The following is an 18,463-nucleotide window of genomic DNA, read 5'->3' on the forward strand; positions in this document are numbered from 1 at the left end:
TGGCTGGTCATCCTCTCAGACCAGCTAGAGATCGCGGGCTTGGTAGGCCTTTACCCCACCAACTACCTAATCCCACTTGGGCTCATCTTATGGCAGGAGCCAAAAGCCCCCTTTAATCTCTCGATATTACGCGGTATTAGCAACAGTTTCCCGTTGTTATCCCCCTCCATAAGCCGGATTCCCAAGCATTACTCACCCGTCCGCCACTCGTCAGCAAAGAAAGCAAGCTTTCTTTCTGCTACCGTTCGACTTGCATGTGTTAAGCCTGCCGCCAGCGTTCAATCTGAGCCATGATCAAACTCTTCAATTCAAGTTTAATCGCTCAATAAATACTGACTATAAAAAATCATTCTAAAATGAATTTCAAGTTGACACTTATTAAGACTTCAAAATTTAAAATAGTTTTTCAAAATCCATCTACAAGTGCCCACACAGATTGTCTGATTATATTGTTAAAGAGCAAAAAATTGGTCGGCGAGATAGGATTTGAACCTACGACCCACTGGTCCCAAACCAGTTGCGCTACCAAGCTGCGCTACTCGCCGACGGATTACTTAAAAAGTAAATTGGGGTGGCTAATGGGACTTGAACCCACGACAACCGGAATCACAATCCGGGGCTCTACCAACTGAGCTATAGCCACCATTGAATTAGACTTGCATTGACTCTGGCGCGCTCGACAAGATTCGAACTTGCGACCTTTGGCTCCGGAGGCCAACGCTCTATCCAATTGAGCTACGAACGCGTGCTGCGTCGTTGCAGGGGCGTATATTAAGGATTTCTACAACACTTGTCTAGCACTTTTTTTAATTTTTTTATCTTTTGTTGTAATTTTATGCAAAACGATTATTTTTCTATCCTTTTATGTTCATTTATCACCATATTTACTTATGCAGTCGATTATAAATTACCGTCAACAATCCCGTAGGTAACAATCTCGGCAAGCCACGCAGTAAAAAATGGCTGAAAATAATCGCACAATTAGTCAGTTTTAGCTGATATTTAAGCTGTGCCAACTGCCATTCACTTTTGAAATAGGTCCAGCCTTTACGCCGTTTCACCATTCCGTTGCCGACCCGCATATAAAGTAGCACTTCCGGCATATTTGCTACATTGTAGCCTTGCGCGATGATTCGCAACCACAAATTATAATCTTCTAAAAACAGATGATGCTGATAACCGCCCACTTTTTCCAACATACTTTTGCGATACGCCACCGACGGGTGATTAAACGGGCTGCGTAATTGTGCATAACGTTTTATTTCGTCTGCTTGAACAGGCACTTTACGTTCCCCTTTGAGCTGTGAAATATCGTTCTCAAATTCCACCAACCACGTACTAAAAATATCCACTTCAGGATGCTGTTCGATAAACGCGACTTGTTTGGCAAAACGTTTCGGATGACAAATATCATCCGTATCCATACGGAAAATCCATTCGTTACGGCAATGTTTAATCCCCTCGTTTAATGCTTTACCCAAACCTACATTTCTTTCTAACGGAATGATACGAATCGGCAATTGATTTTGATATTGCGTTACCACCGCTTGCAATTCTGCGGTAATTTGCCCGTCAAAAACCAACACGATTTCATCCGCCCGTACGATTTGAGCAAGCAGGCTTTCAAAGCACTCCGTTAAAAATTGCGGTTGTTCTTTAATATAAAGGGACATCAATACGGAAAATTTCATTAAATAAACCTTTTTAAATTCACGGCAAGTTTTGGTGACAGCAAACTGATACACGCCACAATAAAAGTTTTCACATTGAAGCCTTTGTAAGTAGCCTGTCTAAAATAGTAGCCGGATGCTTTGCGTGATAAACTCATTAAATAGGGATAGGCTAAAATCGCAAAGCCGTTTTGTTCCAAATTTTGTATTTGTTCGTTGGTTTTGGCATAAGTGGCTTTAATGTAAGCCAACGCTTGCTCGGTATTGTTGATATTTTTTGACACACTCGCCACTTTAGTGTGAAAGAAACAGCAAGTCAGTGCATCTGCTACAAAGTGCGGTGAAAAATCCGGATGTTTTAACACTTTCAGCACAAAATCATAATCTTCCAAAGCTTTCAGTTGATCTGATAATCCGCCCACAGCAAAAAATAACTGTTTATCTATGGCCAGCATTGGCATTCCGCCGATTTTATTGCCATGCAGAATATTCTCAATAGTCAGTTGTGAAATATCCGCATAAGGTTTGGTAAAGTAAGTAAAGCCTTCATTAACCATCACGCATTTTGCCGGGTGATACATAAAATTCACTTGCGGATTGGCTTGGATATGCGCAGTTAAAACTCGGCATTTTTCATTTTCAAAACGATCATCGTCGTCCAAAAATAATAACCAATTATTGACCGCACTTTTTGCTCCGATATTACGGCTCTCCGCCGGACCTTGATTGGTTTGATTGCGTATCACCTGCACGGCAAAAGGAAAAGTGCGGTCAATTTTCACCGGATTTGAAGAGCAATCGTCCACAATAATCACTTCAAAATTTTGCAATGTCTGTTGCGTCAAGCTGTCAAGCAATGCATTGACTTCCGCATTACGATTATAAGAAGGAACAATAATACTAAACATTTTCCGTTTTTCCTTGCTTAAATAAAATAATCTGTTTGCCCTGTTCGCCAAATAAAGAGAGCAACATTAATAACACCAGCATTATGCCGGGAAAGGCGTAAGTATCGGCTTTTACATTAAAGATCGTGAGCAAACCTAATGTTGATAAGGCAAAAATCCACTTTCCTTGCCCGTTGAACCAATTTGTCGCCACTCGCCAAATAAAATAGACAGTAAACAGGAAGCAAACCAACATATAACCGATCCCACCATATAAGGCTTGGCGAATGAAACCGGAATCCGAACCGCCGTAATAACTTTTATCTGCGGTAAAATAATAACCGTCGCCCATTAAGATTTGTTTGATTTCCGGCATAAATAAATGTTTATTCATCAATGTGGTAGTCGATGAACTTAATTCCGAACCACCGTTTAACAAGTTAATCACCGGTTCTAAGGCGTGTTCCACATAGCGGTTTTCCGGATAGAATTTGGCTAAGAACAAAATTATGGCCGCATAAGCGATGAGTGACGGCACATACCGCCATTTAAAATAAAGCGCGATACTGATAATGGAAAACATAAAAAACGTTCTGCCGGAAATCACGCCGATAAGCAATAAAGGTAACAGCCACCAACTGGTCTGATTATTTGTTTCTTTATTATAAGCCAATAAAAAATGTAGCAATAACAAATAGAAAATACTCAGTTGGAAAAAAGTGGATGATGTTAAATTATAAAGCCGATATTCCTGTTCTGAACCGTAAAATCTCGGCATGATACTATGTACGGAAAGCAGGAAATCAATAAAAATCCCTGCACCCACTAAAGCGCCGATGCCTAAAATGGTTTGAACCGCAATTCCGCTTTGCAGATCAGTGATAAAACGCTGTTTTTGATTACAATAAAACAGATTATAAATAGCTAGTGCAAACACAAATAAAATCAATGTTTTGCAATACATCGCCACCACAGTGAAATCCCTTGTACCGTTAATCAATAGCGGGATCATGCTCAACACAATCAATGCCATAATCACTGCGATACTATCCAAGGGAATTCGGATGCCTTGCGGTAATTGCTTTTTATAGATTTTGTACAGCAACACACTGCAAGCCAAAATCCCTGTAAAAAATGACATGCGGAAAAAATGGTTGAACCAAGGATCGTACAAATAAAATAAATTTACCAACGCAGACATTATTGATTTCCCAAATTTCGTTTAATCGCTAATAACTTTTTCAGCGGATATTTAATTACCTTTTTCAATAAATTATTTGCCAAATCTTTTCTTGCTCCCGATAAGTTGCTTTCTAAAATCGGATTTTCGATACATAAGAGCGGTCGGATTACCAACGTTTTTACAGTAAATTCATTGCCGAATAAAATATAATCGTCCGCTAGCCAATAAGGTAACGGATTATTTTTTAAAGGATTTAGAAATTTATCTACTGTCGATTTTTTAATTAAATAAGCTACTGTTCCGGCAAAATAATTTTTATAGGGCAAACTATAAGTATAATCCGATTGACCTAATTTTTTCTGCCAAGGCTTAAAGGTGGTCGGGTAATTGATTTCCAATTCCACATTATTAAAGGTAGCAATTTTAGACTGCCCTACCAAGATAATATCCGCCTGAATATTCTGTTGAATAATAGTATTTAAATGTTGAGCAAAATGCTCCGCAAACAAGGCATCGTCTTCGCATACCAGCACAAACTCGTCATTCTGAATTGTCGGATCTTGCTGAATTTGCCGATACACAGTTAAATGACTTAAGGTACAGCCAATCTCACCGCGGGTAACGGCTCGTCCATAACGTTGTTGAAATCCTTGCACATCAAAAAGTTGCGGAAAATCCTGTTCGGTTTTATCCATCATATTGACGGCACGAAAAATCTCAAAATCTACCGTATCCGGCTGAGCAAAAAAGATTTCGCGACGTTTAATGTCTTTATCTAAAGAAATTAAATATTTTTTCATATTACTCCTAATCCGTTAAAAGCGGATTACTCCCTCTTAACAAAATCATTGGCATAGTCAACGTTTAAAAATGTTTTTGCAACACCGCATTTTTATATTGTTGTTGCCGATTTATCCACATCATTTAGCGGAAATTTATAATAGTAGATTAAAGAAATCACCAATCGGGTCAAACTGCCTCCGATTAAGGCATAAGCCACACCCAATAATTGCTGTTCGCAAAACAGATAGAATAAGGCCACAAACACTAAAATGGAAATCACCTGACGGGTGAATAGCAAAATCTGTTTGCCTAAAATCAACATTTTTTGCGACAACACCCAAGATAATCCCGCCAAAATAGAATTAATAATAAACAATACTAAAAACGGGGCGACTTCCACATATTTTTCGCTAAAGAAAAAACGCACCACAGGCTCTGCCAATAAGGGCACTAAAATTAAGGTTGCCACGGACATTAACACAATCACCGCCAGCACGGATTTGATCCGATTCAGGCGGTTTAATAATCCGGCGTAATAATAATCCACCAGCATATTGATAAAACGCGTCGCCAAGGCATCAAAAGCAATGCAAACCGTGTATAAACCTAGCGTATAATTACCCATTAATGCCACAATCAAGAACTTATCAATATTCGTCACCGTTGCACCAAATACTTGAAATAAATTCTGTTTCAGCCAAGTTTTCAAGAAAAACACACACTCAATCGGTTTTAATTGATTCGGATGCCGACTGCGGAACTTGTTATCAATACGGTGCAAATAAAACAGACAGCACATTGCTTGAATGGCAGAAACTGCGGTTAATAATTTTAACACCAAATCCAACGACTGCTCGCCAAACACAAAATAGCATAAACCATAAAACACTACTGCAAATAACGGCTGTTGTAACACCAAAGTGCGGTAGATTTTCAGCTGAGAATCAATTTTGCTTTTTTCTAAAGTGATATTAAAAATCGTGGTGAGCAACACGTTTAAAATAAACAACACCGTCACCTGATTCAAATCAATAAAAAACAAGGCAATATAGCCGGCGAGAACACTGTAAATTAAGAACACCGCCAAGTAGCGTTGCCAGTGCAAATACTGTTTTTTCCGCATTGCGATGGTGAAAGCAAAACCTACCCCTCCCGCTCCCAGTGTGGCTAAATAAGTGACGGATGTGACGAACAGTTGAAAAATCCCACGGTCATCTACCGACAGCAAACGGGCGAGTAAGAAAGAACTCGCCATCATTAATATGGCACTGAATAACGTGGTGGCGATAAGCACCAATAAATGGCGATCAGTTTTCATAACGTTTTGTGTAATAAATATTTTTTGTCCATTGATTAAAATAACCGCTGTTTTTGCCGTAGGAATTATCGCAGACTTGATTCGGCAAGCCTAGCAGGCAAGAGAAAATATGACCATGTAAGCGACTGGTGATCACTTGATCGTAGCTCAAAAACACATTCTGACAACGTTCGATCACTTTCAAAGAGTGTTGATACCAAAAATTATTAATCCGATCTTTCAACCAGCCCAATTTAAATTTATTGGCAATACGTGAAATGCGACTGCACCATAACTCAATTTTCATATCGGATGGCAATAGAATATCTTCCCAGTCTTTTACATTTTCCAATGATATTAATTGACTTTGGATAGTCTTTTCCAAACTACTTGCCTCAATATCTTTGCGTAAAAAATAAAGGGTATTTTCCACCGCACTTTTCGCCGATTTTTGTGGTAACGTGCCATAGAGCTGGTGAGCCATATCCGGTGACAATTGTACTTTATCGGAAAAATTTTGCATAATTTCATAGGTTTTGCTATCGCGGGCAAATAAGTGGCAATCTTTATGCTGAACAAAAATTTTCGCTGACTGTTGCATATCCGCTTCATTGGCGAAATAGGCCGTTTGCGGTAACACAATAATACGATTATTAGGAAAATGAGTAACCAAATCTTCTCTAAGTTTGTGAATACTTGGGTATAAACTGCCAAAATTTCCCCCGCCGTGACATAAAATCGTGGTCTTTGGTTCAATGTATTTTGCCGCTTCCTGAATATCAAATGCCTGTAATGCCCGTCTTAATCGCACATTAATTTGATAATCTTTAAAAAACTGCTCCGTACCGGCATAAATTAATAAATCCCCAACATTGAGATGTAGCGGATAATCAAAATACAGCACGTCGTTTTTATCATTAATCAAATCCGCAATGGCTTTAAGTTGCTGTTGCAAAGACAGTAAAATTTCGTTTTTCATATGTTTTTAAACCTAAAATATTGCGTAACCAAACTAATTTATGAATAATGTGGCATTATTTATTATTTGGCACAAAAAAATGTTTGAACTGAGCAAAATTCTCACCGCACTTATCCTACCGCCCGCGAGTACGATGATTTTATTTATTCTGGGATTAATTATTATCCGCCTTAATCGCAGAAAGTGCGGTTATTTTTTCGCAATTTTCAGCCTTGCGGTGCTATATGCTTCCAGTATTCTTTATACATCGCAAAAACTCAATGACAGTTTGACGGTGGAAGATAACCTGACCTTGCAAGATTATCAATCCGCCCAAGCCATTGTGGTGCTTGGCGGCGGTTTGCGTGACAGCAAAGAACTTTCCGGCTCTCTGGCCGTAGCACCCATTACGTTGGAACGGGAACGCTACACCGCTTATTTATACCATCAAACCCATTTGCCGATTTTAATCACCGGTTCCAGTCCAAACGGCACATCAGAAGCCAAAGTAATGGCGACAGAATTACAAGATTTCTTTAATGTACCAGTAAAATGGTTGGAAAATCACGCTAAAAACACCAAAGAAAATGCGGCATATTCCGCCGAGTTACTGAAAAAAGACGATATTAAGCGTATTATTTTAGTCACTCACCAATGGCATATGCAACGAGCCAAAATGCTGTTTGAACGCCAAGGTTTTGACGTGTTGCCCGCCAGTATAGGACAAGGAAAAACGCCGAACAGCTATGAACTCAATTATATGTACTTTATTCCGCAAGCATCAGCATTAAACGCAAACGCCCAAATGTTTAAAGAATGGCTGGGTTATATTAAAGAAAAAGGGTTTTAACCATTTGTTCCGCCGTTTGATTTTGGAATTTCGCCCATTCTTTCACGATATCTTGCCGAACTAAAATTTCGGCAATAAATCCGTTTGTAAAGTGCGGTTAAGTCTTTATTTTCCCCATTGTTGCCGTTCATCGCCACGGGCTATCCACACACCGCCTTGTTTGGTTTGAACCGGTTCCGTCATTGTTATTATTCTGCTTGTTGCATTTTGTTACGGCGGGAAGCACGGCGTTTCATTCGTTTCAAGAAACGGGTTACACGCCATGCACGCACGATAGAATAAGAATACATAAAGAATAGCCCGATGAATAAAACAAACATTATCCATTCGTTAATGTAATACACTTCGCCCAAAATACCGAAACCGGCACACAAAGCGGAGAAAAAAGTAATTAATAAAAAAGCCTGACGAGATGTTAACCCTGCACGCACCATCAGGTGATGAATATGCAAACGATCCGGTCGAAACGGACTTTTGCCTTTTTTTAAACGGCGAAAAATAATCGCTACCATATCGATCAACGGAATAGCAATGATCCACAATGCCGTTACCGGATTCATCGGATGGCCTTGTCCTTGGGTGCTTAATAGTAAAATCCAAATCATCGTAAAGCCGATTAAGGTGCTGCCAGAATCTCCCATAAATACTTTGAATTTTTGCCCGAATACACACAGATTAAACATCGCATAAGGGATAATGGCACAAACTAAAGCGAAACACCAAAAAGCCAGATCCATTTGATTATCCATAATCAGCAAAATGCCCATTGCAATAAACGACACGCCGGATAATCCGCCCAACAAACCGTCAATACCGTCAATCATATTAAACGCGTTAATCACCGCAATGGTGGCAAAAATCGTGATAATAATGCCGATAAAACCCAGTTGCACTTGGAACGGACCGATAACTTGACCGAGATTATCCAGATACACATCGCCAAAATAAATCATCAGTACCGCAAGACCGGCTTGGATCCCCGCGCGCAAAAACGGGCTGACATCGTAGCGATCATCCAACACTCCGATAACCAATAACACAATTACACAAAACAAATACAGTTGCGGCAATCGCATTTGATCCCATTCCAATAAATTAAAACAGAGATTACCGATAAAAAAGGAAATACCGCCAATAAGCGGAATCACGCCTTGGTGACGCTTGCGATAGTTGGGTTTATCCACTAAACCCACTTTCTCGGCAATGGGTCTTGCCACCAATAAGGCAAGAAATGCACTAATAAATGTTAATATTAAACTGAACCACATAATATCTAAATGGATTAATTCTGAATGATTACTTTGCTTAGACAGCAGCAGGATCAAAAGTTCGTCAAGAATAGCATAAAACAAAACTTTTGCTAAAAATTTCTCTCTTTTTGCAGTAAAATATCCCGCAAATTTTGTGTAACTATCAAAACAGGAAAAATAATGACCACTTCAAATGATTTATATACCCGTGCTCAACGAGTGATCCCCGGCGGTGTGAACTCGCCTGTTCGTGCATTCAAAGGTGTGGGCGGTACGCCGATATTTATCGAACGTGCAAAAGGAGCCTATATTTATGATACGGAAGGCAAGCAATATGTGGATTATGTGGGATCTTGGGGACCGATGATTTTAGGTCATAATCACCCGAATATTCTTAATGCGGTCAAAAGTGCGGTGGAAAACGGTTTAAGTTTTGGTGCTCCGACCGCGTTGGAAATTGACTTGGCGGAATTAGTCCGCGATATTATGCCCTCCATTGAAATGGTGCGAATGGTGAGTTCCGGCACCGAAGCTACAATGTCCGCTATCCGTTTGGCTCGCGGTTATACCGGTCGGGATAAAATCATTAAATTTGAAGGTTGTTACCATGGTCACGCCGATTCCCTGTTGGTAAAAGCCGGCTCAGGGGCATTAACATTAGGCCAGCCAAGTTCACCGGGCGTACCGGCTGATTTTGCCAAACACACCTTGACTTGTACCTACAACGATTTAGAGTCCGTCAAGCAAACCTTTGAACAACACCCTGACGAAATCGCGTGTTTAATCGTCGAACCCGTTGCCGGTAATATGAACTGCATTCCGCCACAAAAAGGCTTCCTGCAAGGCCTACGCGAACTCTGTACACAATACGGTGCAGTGTTTATTATCGACGAAGTAATGACTGGTTTCCGTGTTGCATTAGGCGGAGCACAAGCCTATTATGGTGTAACACCGGATTTAACCACACTAGGCAAAGTTATCGGCGGCGGTATGCCGGTGGGCGCGTTCGGCGGAAAAAAAGAAATTATGCAATTTATCGCACCGACCGGCCCGGTGTATCAAGCGGGTACCCTGTCCGGCAACCCAATCGCAATGTCTGCCGGTATTGCTTGCCTGACCGAATTACGCCAAGCGGGCAATGAAGCCCGTTTAGCTCAACTTACTGAAAAATTATCCTTAGGTTTAAAAGCCTTAACAGATAAACACGGCATTCCGTTTGTGGTGAATTATGTGGGCGGTATGTTCGGTTTATTCTTTACGGACAAAGCCGAAATCACCAGCTATGCGGATGTAATGACTTGCGATGTAGAAAAATTCAAACAATTTTTCCACGGTATGTTAGACGGTGGTATCTATCTCGCCCCATCCGCTTTTGAAGCCGGATTTATGTCTTTAGCTCACACCGATGCAGATATCGACCACACATTGGCCGTAGCGGATAAAGTATTTGCAATGTTGAAATAAGGTTGAAAATCAGCTAAAAAAAACAACCGCACTTTTTAACTAAAAGTGCGGTTGTTTCTAAATAAGATCCGCATCATCACAATTTAAATATTCATCCAGCACAATGCCGAAATAAATAACTGATAATGCGATAATTGAAATTTCGGTGCTCAATAGCTCTAACATAATCATTACCTCCATACAATCTTGTTATATCAAAGTAACTTTTACTGCCATTTATAGTATAAAATTCCATCAAATAAAAATGTGATCGTAATCACAATTTCAAGATTTATTCATAAAAAATTTACTAAAAACCAACCGCACTTTCGGCAAAATCATATGGCTAAATAAATTAATTTAAAAACGAATGGTGCCAGTAATGAACTGAGAATTCCGCATAATACTAAGGATAATGAGCTGTAACTGCCTGCTTTTTGAGCCTGCGACATCAATGAAGCAGTGCCTAAAGCGTGAGAAACGGCACCTATTGATAGCCCGACGGATTCTTCGTATTGCATGCCTAATTTTTTCATCACCACATAACCGAAAATCGAGCCTTGCAATCCGGCTACGATCACGCCGACCACTGCGATTGCGGGTTGCCCTCCCACATTTTTGGCAATTTCCATTGCGATTGGCGTTGTCACCGATTTTGGTAGTACAGAAGCAACAATCTCAGGCGAAGCACCAAGCAATAATGCTAATCCGGCTCCGGTCAACATGGAAAAAACGCAAGCCACGGTAGTGACCAACAAAATCCCCCGCCACTGACGGCGAATTTGCGGCAGTTGTTCATAAAACGGTAATGCCAGGGCAACCACCCCCACACCGAGCAAATTATTTAGCGGTGCATTGCCTTGCATATAGGTATCATAGGGAATGTCGAAAGACAACAATAGGGCAATTAAAATCAACACGCTCAACACAAAAGAATTGAGTATCACAGATTTTAATTTTGTATTAATTTTTACCGCAAGGGTAAATGCCAAAATAGTTAATAATGTCAATAAATAAATCATTTCAGCCATCCGTTATACATTGTTTTTAGCTTGTCTTTTAAGCACTTTTTTACGCAAATGTTTAAAAGAACTACGGGAAAAAATATAATCGGACAGAAAACCAATCACCACTAATGTTATACAAGTGCTGACAATATTAGGAATCAATAAAGCTTTGGCTTCCGACATCAATAAATCGGAATATTTGATAATCCCCACACTCACAGGAATAAATAACACCGCCATATAACGAATAAGTAATTTAGCTGAAAATTCAATCCAATGTAATTTAATGATCCTGACAACCAAACAAATAAATAACAGCAATAATCCCCAAATACTCGCAGGCACGCCAATCCGAATAAATCCTGAGATACACTCGCCGAGAAACAACATTAAAAATAGAATAGCCAAGGAACGACATAAATCAAACAGCATTTTTGCTATATTTTCCATCCCAATACTCTCAAATTTATTAATAAAAAATAAATTAATTTTGATTTTACTCTTATTTGGGTATTTTGTTAATGAAATTATTTTCTAAAAATTCCTGACTATTTTTTACGGTTATTATGTTATAATTGCCGCACTGTTAAAATTAGTGATTTTATTATGCTGAAAAATATTCATATTGTATTGGTTGAAACCTCCCATTCCGGCAATATCGGTTCGGCTGCACGAGCCATGAAAACCATGGGGCTGCACAGTTTACGGTTGGTTTCACCGAAACAAGGCATTGATAAACAAGCTATTGCTTTGGCGGCAGGTGCAGATGATGTGGTGATGCAAGCACAAATTTTTAATTCCTTTGATGAGGCGGTGGCGGATTGTTCTCTAGTAATTGGCAGCAGTGCCCGCAGTCGCCATTTGCAAAGCAGTTTGATTGAACCGCGGGAGTGCGGAAAAAAAGCCGTCGAGCAAGCAAAGTGCGGTCAAATTGCCATTGTTTTTGGGCGCGAGCGTATCGGTTTAACAAACGACGAATTGTTGAAATGCCAATATCACTTGAATATTCCCGCTAATCCCGAATATTCATCATTGAACTTAGCCATGGCTGTACAATTAGTGAGCTATGAAATTCGCATGGCGTGGCTTGATCAACAAGATAAACCGATTTCAGCTATCGAAAATAACAATCCAACAGCACAGGAATTAGCGTATTTTTATCAGCATACGGAACAGCTTTATAAACGGCTCGGATTTATTCAAAATCAAGGGGTTATGCAAAAATTACGGCGTTTATATAATCGAGCTCAAATAGAAAAAAATGAGCTGAATATTTTACGCGGTATGTTAACCGCCGTTGAAAAAGCATTATTCAGCACTATTTCAAACAACAAAGGCGATAGCTAATAATTGACTAATTTGCTGGGTTATGTAAAATCATAAGCAATTTGCCCTATTTAAAGGAAAATAGAATGAAATTAACATCTAAAGGACGCTATGCGGTTACTGCAATTTTAGATATTGCACTCAACGCCAATAACGGTCCCGTCACCTTAGCGGATATTTCGGAAAGACAAAATATCTCACTTTCCTATTTAGAGCAACTCTTTGCCAAATTGCGTCGTCACGGCTTAGTAAAAAGTGTACGCGGTCCGGGGGGCGGTTATCAATTAGGTCTTGATATGACTCAAATTTCCGTTGCAATGGTGATTTCCGCTGTAAATGAAAATGTAAACGTCACCCGTTGTTTCGGTCGCGGCGATTGTAAAAACGGTGTGGAATGTTTAACCCATTCTTTATGGGATCAGCTAAGTCAGCGTATTGAAGATTTTCTGAATAATATTACTTTGGCAGAATTGGTGAATCAGCGTACATCACACGCAAAATCCCATTCTCACGGGGAAAATAAATCGCCTTCAACATATCAGAATTTAGAAACTATTTTGCTCTCTAATGCTTAAAGAATTTAAAAGTGCGGTCAAAAAAGCGCAAATTTTAATGTAACAAAGGAATAAAAATGAAATTACCAATCTATTTAGATTATGCGGCAACTTGCCCTGTGGACGAACGTGTAGCGAAAAAAATGATGGAATACCTGACTTTCGATGGAATTTTCGGTAATCCGGCATCCCGCTCGCATAAATTTGGCTGGCAAGCGGAAGAAGCTGTTGATGTGGCTCGTAACCATATTGCGGATTTAATCGGTGCGGACTCACGTGAGATCGTGTTTACATCCGGTGCAACAGAAGCGGATAACTTAGCCATTAAAGGTGTCGCACATTTTTATCAAACCAAAGGCAAGCACATCATCACTTGCAAAACCGAACATAAGGCGGTGTTAGATACCTGCCGCCAATTAGAACGTGAAGGTTTTGAAGTCACTTATTTGGCGCCGCAGGCAGACGGTTTAGTGGATTTAGAAGAATTAAAAAATACCATGCGTGACGACACGATTTTAGTGTCCATTATGCACGTGAACAATGAAATCGGTGTAGTGCAAGATATCGCCGCTATCGGTGAATTATGCCGCGAACGTAAAATCATTTTCCACGTGGACGCGACTCAAAGCGTAGGTAAATTACCGATTAATTTAGAGGAATTAAAAGTAGATTTAATGTCAATGTCCGGTCATAAAGTGTACGGACCGAAAGGGATTGGTGCCTTGTATGTTCGCCGTAAACCACGTGTGCGTTTAGAAGCGATTATCCACGGCGGCGGGCACGAACGCGGTATGCGTTCAGGTACATTGCCGGTACATCAAATTGTAGGTATGGGTGAAGCATATCGTATTTGCAAAGAAGAAATGGCTACTGAAATGCTACGTTTGAAAGCATTACGTGATCGCTTGTACAACGGCTTAAAAGAAATTGAAGAAACCCACGTAAACGGTTCAATGGAACATCGTGTAGATAACAACTTAAATATCAGCTTCAATTTTGTGGAAGGCGAATCCTTGATGATGGCATTGCGTGATATCGCAGTTTCATCCGGTTCGGCCTGTACATCCGCCAGCCTTGAACCGTCTTATGTATTACGAGCCTTAGGCTTAAACGATGAATTGGCACACAGCTCAATCCGTTTCACGGTAGGTCGTTATACCACAGAAGAAGAAATTGATTACACTATCGAATTAGTGAAAAAAGCCGTAACAAAATTACGCGAACTTTCTCCGTTGTGGGATATGTTTAAGGAAGGAATTGATTTAAGTACAATCGAGTGGTCTCACCACTAATTTGCTAAAATATTTTTCTGTGTTTACTACGTTGTGCCCACAGAAAATATTTTGCAAATCCGAACAATTTAAAAAAGACAAAGGAACAACAAAATGGCATATAGCGAAAAAGTAATCGATCATTATGAAAACCCACGTAACGTAGGTTCATTTGACAAAAAATCAGCAGATATCGGCACCGGTATGGTAGGTGCACCGGCTTGCGGCGATGTAATGCAATTGCAAATTAAAGTAAACGACGACGGCATTATTGAAGATGCAAAATTTAAAACCTATGGTTGCGGTTCTGCCATTGCATCCAGTTCATTAATTACCGAATGGGTGAAAGGCAAATCCTTAGATGAAGCAGGTTCAATCAAAAACAGCCAAATCGCAGAAGAATTAGAACTGCCGCCGGTTAAAGTCCACTGCTCTATCTTAGCGGAAGATGCCATCAAAGCCGCTATCGCTGATTATAAAGCGAAAAAAGCAGAGTAATATTTCATTGTCGTAAAAGGACAAAATAAAATGAGCGTAGAAAAATTTACTGTAGAAAATGCTGAAAATGCTTCTGTGAGTATGAGCGAAAGTGCTGCCAATCATGTCAGAAATTTTCTAAACAACCGCGGAAAAGGATTGGGCTTGCGTTTAGGCATTAAAACTTCCGGCTGTTCCGGTTTGGCTTATGTGCTTGAATTTGTTGATGAACTTAACGAAGATGACGAAGTATTCGAACAACACGGTGTTAATCTGATTGTGGATAAAAAAAGTTTAGTCTATTTAAACGGCACACAATTGGATTTTGTGAAAGAAGGTTTGAACGAAGGGTTCAAATTCAATAACCCGAATGTGAAAGACCAATGCGGTTGCGGTGAAAGTTTTAGTGTTTAATTATGCAAAATATTTTTCAGTTATTTGATTTACCTTTAGATTTTCAAGTAGATAATAACGAATTATCCACTCGTTATTTGCGTTTGCAACGTGCTTTGCATCCGGATAATTTTGCCGCAAAATCCGAACAGGAACAGCGATTAGCCTTGCAGCAATCTGCTCAAATCAATGATGCTTATGAAAAATTAAAAGATCACATCTTACGGGCAGAAGCCTTAGTGGAAATCGGTACTCAGCAAGAAATTGATAAAGAAAACACCATACAGGATCTGACCTTTTTAATGCAGCAAATGGAACTGCGGGAACAATTGGAAAGCATTGAGCAATCGCAAGATGAAGCGGCTCTCGCCGAGCTACAACAAACCTTGACACAAGTAAATTCGCAAGAACTGACCGAACTTCAGCAATCATTGCAGGCTCAACAATGGCAACAAGCAAAATTACATATTGATCGTTTAAAATTCGTTAAAAAATTAGAACAAGAAATCGAACGTATTGAAGAAGCAATATTCGATTTTTAAGCAAGATTAAAGAGAAAATAATGGCATTATTACAAATCGCCGAACCGGGACAAAGTGCCGCACCACATCAACATCGTTTGGCAGCAGGCATTGATTTAGGTACTACAAATTCATTAGTTGCCACGGTACGCAGCGGCAAAACGGATATTTTACAAGATGAGAAAAATCGTCCTTTGTTGCCGTCGATTGTGCATTTTCAACCTGATAATATTCTTGTGGGTTATGAAGCCGGCGCATTAGCAAGCCAAGATCCGCAAAATACCGTGATTTCTGTTAAGCGTCTAATCGGTCGCTCTTTGGCTGATGTAGCAAAACGTTATCCGAATTTGCCTTATTCATTTGAAGCCAGCGAAAACAATTTGCCTTTGATCCGCACGGTACAAGGCTTATATTCTCCCATTGAAATTTCCGCAGAAATTCTAAAAAAACTGACCGCACTTGCAGAACAACGTTTGGGCGGTGAATTGTCCGGCGTGGTGATTACCGTGCCTGCTTATTTTGATGATGCCCAACGTCAGGCCACCAAAGATGCAGCAAAATTGGCCGGTTTAAACGTATTGCGTTTATTAAACGAACCTACTGCAGCGGCTATTGCCTACGGTTTAGACAGCGGACAAGAAGGTGTAATCGCCGTGTATGATTTAGGCGGTGGTACTTTCGATATTTCCATTTTGCGTTTATCCAAAGGCGTATTTGAAGTACTGGCTACGGGGGGCGATACGGCACTCGGCGGTGATGATTTCGATCATTTATTGGCTGATTGGATTGTACAACAATCTGCTATTGCACCGAAAAACGATCAGGAGCAACGCCAACTGATAGAATTGGCCACACAAACTAAAATTGCGTTAACGGATAAAGATCACATTGCTATTCAATATCAAGATTGGCAAGGTTCTATCAGTAAAGCTGAATTTAATGCCTTAATTCACCCGTTAGTCAAACGTTCCCTACTCACTTGTCGTCGTGCATTAAAAGATGCCAAAGTGGATGTCAACGAAGTGCAACAAGTGGTGATGGTCGGCGGTTCAACCCGTGTGCCTTATGTGCGTGAACAAGTGGGCGAATTTTTCGGTAAAACGCCGTTAACCTCCATTGATCCCGATAAAGTTGTAGCACTCGGTGCTGCCGTGCAAGCGGATATTTTAGTAGGTAATAAACCGGACAGCGAAATGCTGTTGCTTGATGTGATCCCGCTTTCCCTTGGCATTGAAACTATGGGCGGCCTGGTGGAAAAAATTATTCCGCGCAACACCACAATTCCCGTTGCCCGTGCACAGGAATTTACTACGTTCAAAGACGGTCAAACCGCAATGTCGGTACATATAGTGCAAGGTGAACGGGAAATGGTGGCAGACTGTCGCTCTCTTGCCCGTTTTACCTTACGGGGCATTCCGCCGATGATGGCCGGTGCGGCTCATATTCGTGTGACTTATCAAGTAGATGCGGACGGTTTATTAAGCGTAACCGCTATGGAAAAATCCACCGGCGTGCAATCCTCCATTCAAGTGAAACCGTCTTACGGCTTAACGGATGAAGAAATCGGCAATATGTTGAAAGCCTCCATGCACAATGCCAAAGCAGATTTCCAAGCCCGCCAGTTGGCAGAACAACGCGTGGAAGCCGAACGGGTGCTGGAAAGTGTGCGTTCCGCATTACGTTACGATCAGGATTTACTCAATAATGATGAATTAAGTGCGGTGAAAAATGCCTTAGATTCATTGGAACAATTAAAACAACAAGATGATCTGTTCGCCATCAAACAAGGCATTAAAGATCTTGATAGCGCCACCAAAGAATTTGCCGCCCGCCGTATGGATAAATCTATCCGCTCAGTGTTGCAAGGGCATTCTGTGAATGAAATCGAATGAAATAACTAGGAAATAATCTAATGGCAAAAATTGTATTTTTACCCCATGAAACCATTTGTCCGGAGGGTATGGTGGTCGATGCTGCCAAAGGCGATAATGTATTGGAAAAAGCCTTGGAAGCCGGTATCGAAATCGAACATGCTTGCGACGGCTCCTGTGCCTGCACCACTTGCCACGTTATCGTGCGTGAAGGATTCGATTCCTTAAACGAAAGTACGGATCAGGAAGATGATATGCTGGATAAAGCCTGGGGTTTGGAAGTGGACAGCCGTTTAAGCTGCCAATGTATTGTCGGTGATGAAGATTTGGTGATTGAAATTCCGAAATATTCATTAAATCATGCACGAGAAGAGAATCATTAAAATGAAATGGACAGACAGTCAAGAAATTGCCGAAGCATTGTACGACCAAAATCCGGATTTAGACCCGAAAACCGTACGTTTTACGGATTTACATCAATGGATTTGCCAACTGGACGGCTTCAACGATGATCCGGAAAAATCCAATGAAAAAATCCTTGAAGCGATTTTATTGAAATGGTTAGAAGAATTTGAGTAAAAAGATACCGCACTTAATGTGCGGTATCAGACTACTGACAAACCCACTTTTTCAAAGCAATTTGATAAAAGTGGGTTTATCTTTTTACTTTTTTCACCTTTCTCTTGATATTCCCTTTCAGATAACCACACAAGCAGTCATTT

The 18,463-nt window shown here is 40.4% G+C and carries 21 protein-coding genes, 3 tRNA genes and 1 rRNA gene; 11 read left to right on the forward strand and 14 right to left on the reverse strand.

Annotated elements, in window-relative coordinates; genetic code table 11:
- From EDC44_RS12225 to EDC44_RS12270, 10 genes are all read right to left on the reverse strand, one after another.
- Positions 1-310: ribosomal RNA gene (locus tag EDC44_RS12225) — 16S ribosomal RNA — on the reverse strand; the annotation flags it as partial.
- A 158-nt stretch (positions 311-468) separates the two neighbouring features.
- Positions 469-545 (reverse strand) — tRNA-Pro (locus tag EDC44_RS12230).
- Positions 546-567: 22 nt separating this feature from the next.
- A tRNA-His gene (locus EDC44_RS12235) sits at positions 568-643 on the reverse strand.
- A gap of 25 nt (positions 644-668) precedes the next feature.
- Positions 669-745, reverse strand: a tRNA-Arg gene (locus tag EDC44_RS12240).
- A 139-nt stretch (positions 746-884) separates the two neighbouring features.
- Positions 885-1,691 carry a glycosyltransferase family 2 protein gene (locus tag EDC44_RS12245; RefSeq protein ID WP_131979456.1) on the reverse strand — a complete coding sequence of 269 codons (807 nt, stop codon included), beginning with the start codon at positions 1,689-1,691 and terminating at the stop codon, positions 885-887.
- Complete coding sequence (locus EDC44_RS12250) at positions 1,691-2,578, reverse strand: glycosyltransferase family 2 protein (RefSeq protein ID WP_131979459.1); 888 nt, start codon at positions 2,576-2,578, stop codon at positions 1,691-1,693. Before EDC44_RS12250 ends, EDC44_RS12245 begins: the two co-directional genes overlap by 1 nt.
- The gene (locus EDC44_RS12255; RefSeq protein WP_131979462.1) at positions 2,571-3,758 is read right to left on the reverse strand and encodes a hypothetical protein; all 1,188 of its coding nucleotides are present in this window, start codon (positions 3,756-3,758) and stop codon (positions 2,571-2,573) included. The genes EDC44_RS12250 and EDC44_RS12255 overlap by 8 nt, the downstream gene beginning before the upstream one ends.
- The gene (locus EDC44_RS12260; protein ID WP_131979466.1) at positions 3,758-4,540 is read right to left on the reverse strand and encodes a glycosyltransferase family 25 protein; all 783 of its coding nucleotides are present in this window, start codon (positions 4,538-4,540) and stop codon (positions 3,758-3,760) included. The genes EDC44_RS12255 and EDC44_RS12260 overlap by 1 nt, the downstream gene beginning before the upstream one ends.
- Positions 4,541-4,632: 92 nt before the next feature.
- Positions 4,633-5,841 carry a lipopolysaccharide biosynthesis protein gene (locus EDC44_RS12265; RefSeq protein ID WP_131979469.1) on the reverse strand — a complete coding sequence of 403 codons (1,209 nt, stop codon included), beginning with the start codon at positions 5,839-5,841 and terminating at the stop codon, positions 4,633-4,635.
- Positions 5,831-6,799 carry a polysaccharide pyruvyl transferase family protein gene (locus EDC44_RS12270; RefSeq protein ID WP_131979473.1) on the reverse strand — a complete coding sequence of 323 codons (969 nt, stop codon included), beginning with the start codon at positions 6,797-6,799 and terminating at the stop codon, positions 5,831-5,833. Before EDC44_RS12270 ends, EDC44_RS12265 begins: the two co-directional genes overlap by 11 nt.
- A 79-nt stretch (positions 6,800-6,878) precedes the next feature.
- On the opposite strand from EDC44_RS12270, the gene EDC44_RS12275 reads away from it, so the two are divergent.
- Positions 6,879-7,628 carry a YdcF family protein gene (locus tag EDC44_RS12275; protein ID WP_131979511.1) on the forward strand — a complete coding sequence of 250 codons (750 nt, stop codon included), beginning with the start codon at positions 6,879-6,881 and terminating at the stop codon, positions 7,626-7,628.
- Here the strand turns inward: EDC44_RS12275 and EDC44_RS13360 are convergent.
- Both EDC44_RS13360 and wecA read right to left on the reverse strand, forming a co-directional pair.
- Positions 7,625-7,759, reverse strand: coding sequence for a hypothetical protein (locus EDC44_RS13360; protein WP_279388383.1), 135 nt, complete (start codon positions 7,757-7,759; stop codon positions 7,625-7,627). The two genes, EDC44_RS12275 and EDC44_RS13360, sit on opposite strands and share 4 nt — an antisense overlap.
- A gap of 57 nt (positions 7,760-7,816) precedes the next feature.
- Positions 7,817-8,896 (reverse strand): UDP-N-acetylglucosamine--undecaprenyl-phosphate N-acetylglucosaminephosphotransferase, encoded by a 1,080-nt coding sequence (gene wecA / locus EDC44_RS12280; protein ID WP_131979514.1) that lies wholly within the window; start codon positions 8,894-8,896, stop codon positions 7,817-7,819.
- A gap of 162 nt (positions 8,897-9,058) precedes the next feature.
- Between wecA and hemL the strand changes: the two genes are divergently transcribed.
- Positions 9,059-10,342 (forward strand): glutamate-1-semialdehyde 2,1-aminomutase, encoded by a 1,284-nt coding sequence (hemL, locus tag EDC44_RS12285; RefSeq protein WP_131979476.1) that lies wholly within the window; start codon positions 9,059-9,061, stop codon positions 10,340-10,342.
- A gap of 317 nt (positions 10,343-10,659) precedes the next feature.
- On the opposite strand, the gene EDC44_RS12290 is transcribed toward hemL, so the two are convergent.
- Together EDC44_RS12290 and EDC44_RS12295 are read right to left on the reverse strand one after the other, a co-directional pair.
- On the reverse strand, positions 10,660-11,352 hold the full coding sequence (locus tag EDC44_RS12290; protein ID WP_131979479.1) for a CidB/LrgB family autolysis modulator: 693 nt from the start codon (positions 11,350-11,352) through the stop codon (positions 10,660-10,662).
- Positions 11,353-11,355: 3 nt separating this feature from the next.
- Positions 11,356-11,769, reverse strand: coding sequence for a CidA/LrgA family protein (locus tag EDC44_RS12295; protein WP_131979517.1), 414 nt, complete (start codon positions 11,767-11,769; stop codon positions 11,356-11,358).
- Between the two features lie 165 nt (positions 11,770-11,934).
- Here EDC44_RS12295 and trmJ point away from each other — a divergent pair, with 165 nt between their 5' ends.
- The 9 genes from trmJ (at position 11,935) to iscX (ending at position 18,320) form a co-directional block, all read left to right on the forward strand.
- Complete coding sequence (trmJ, locus tag EDC44_RS12300; protein WP_131979482.1) at positions 11,935-12,675, forward strand: tRNA (cytosine(32)/uridine(32)-2'-O)-methyltransferase TrmJ; 741 nt, start codon at positions 11,935-11,937, stop codon at positions 12,673-12,675.
- Between the two features lie 65 nt (positions 12,676-12,740).
- A complete protein-coding gene (gene iscR, locus EDC44_RS12305; protein WP_131979485.1) occupies positions 12,741-13,229 on the forward strand; it encodes a Fe-S cluster assembly transcriptional regulator IscR in 489 nt (162 codons plus the stop codon).
- 56 nt (positions 13,230-13,285) lie between these two features.
- Positions 13,286-14,500: an IscS subfamily cysteine desulfurase gene (locus EDC44_RS12310; RefSeq protein WP_131979488.1), complete on the forward strand. Its 1,215-nt coding sequence runs from the start codon at positions 13,286-13,288 to the stop codon at positions 14,498-14,500.
- A 93-nt stretch (positions 14,501-14,593) separates the two neighbouring features.
- Entirely contained in the window at positions 14,594-14,977 is a 384-nt protein-coding gene (gene iscU / locus EDC44_RS12315) for a Fe-S cluster assembly scaffold IscU (protein WP_131979491.1), read from the forward strand.
- An 81-nt stretch (positions 14,978-15,058) separates the two neighbouring features.
- Complete coding sequence (gene iscA / locus EDC44_RS12320; protein WP_424276117.1) at positions 15,059-15,370, forward strand: iron-sulfur cluster assembly protein IscA; 312 nt, start codon at positions 15,059-15,061, stop codon at positions 15,368-15,370.
- Between the two features lie 2 nt (positions 15,371-15,372).
- Positions 15,373-15,891 (forward strand): Fe-S protein assembly co-chaperone HscB, encoded by a 519-nt coding sequence (gene hscB / locus EDC44_RS12325; protein ID WP_131979498.1) that lies wholly within the window; start codon positions 15,373-15,375, stop codon positions 15,889-15,891.
- Positions 15,892-15,911: 20 nt separating this feature from the next.
- A complete protein-coding gene (gene hscA, locus EDC44_RS12330) occupies positions 15,912-17,762 on the forward strand; it encodes a Fe-S protein assembly chaperone HscA (RefSeq protein WP_131979501.1) in 1,851 nt (616 codons plus the stop codon).
- 20 nt (positions 17,763-17,782) lie between these two features.
- Complete coding sequence (gene fdx, locus EDC44_RS12335) at positions 17,783-18,124, forward strand: ISC system 2Fe-2S type ferredoxin (RefSeq protein WP_131979504.1); 342 nt, start codon at positions 17,783-17,785, stop codon at positions 18,122-18,124.
- Between the two features lies 1 nt (position 18,125).
- Positions 18,126-18,320 (forward strand): Fe-S cluster assembly protein IscX, encoded by a 195-nt coding sequence (iscX, locus tag EDC44_RS12340; protein WP_131979507.1) that lies wholly within the window; start codon positions 18,126-18,128, stop codon positions 18,318-18,320.
- The last annotated feature ends 143 nt before the right edge of the window (positions 18,321-18,463 follow it).

Source organism: Cricetibacter osteomyelitidis (assembly GCF_004340985.1).
In the GTDB taxonomy this organism is placed as follows: domain Bacteria; phylum Pseudomonadota; class Gammaproteobacteria; order Enterobacterales; family Pasteurellaceae; genus Cricetibacter; species Cricetibacter osteomyelitidis.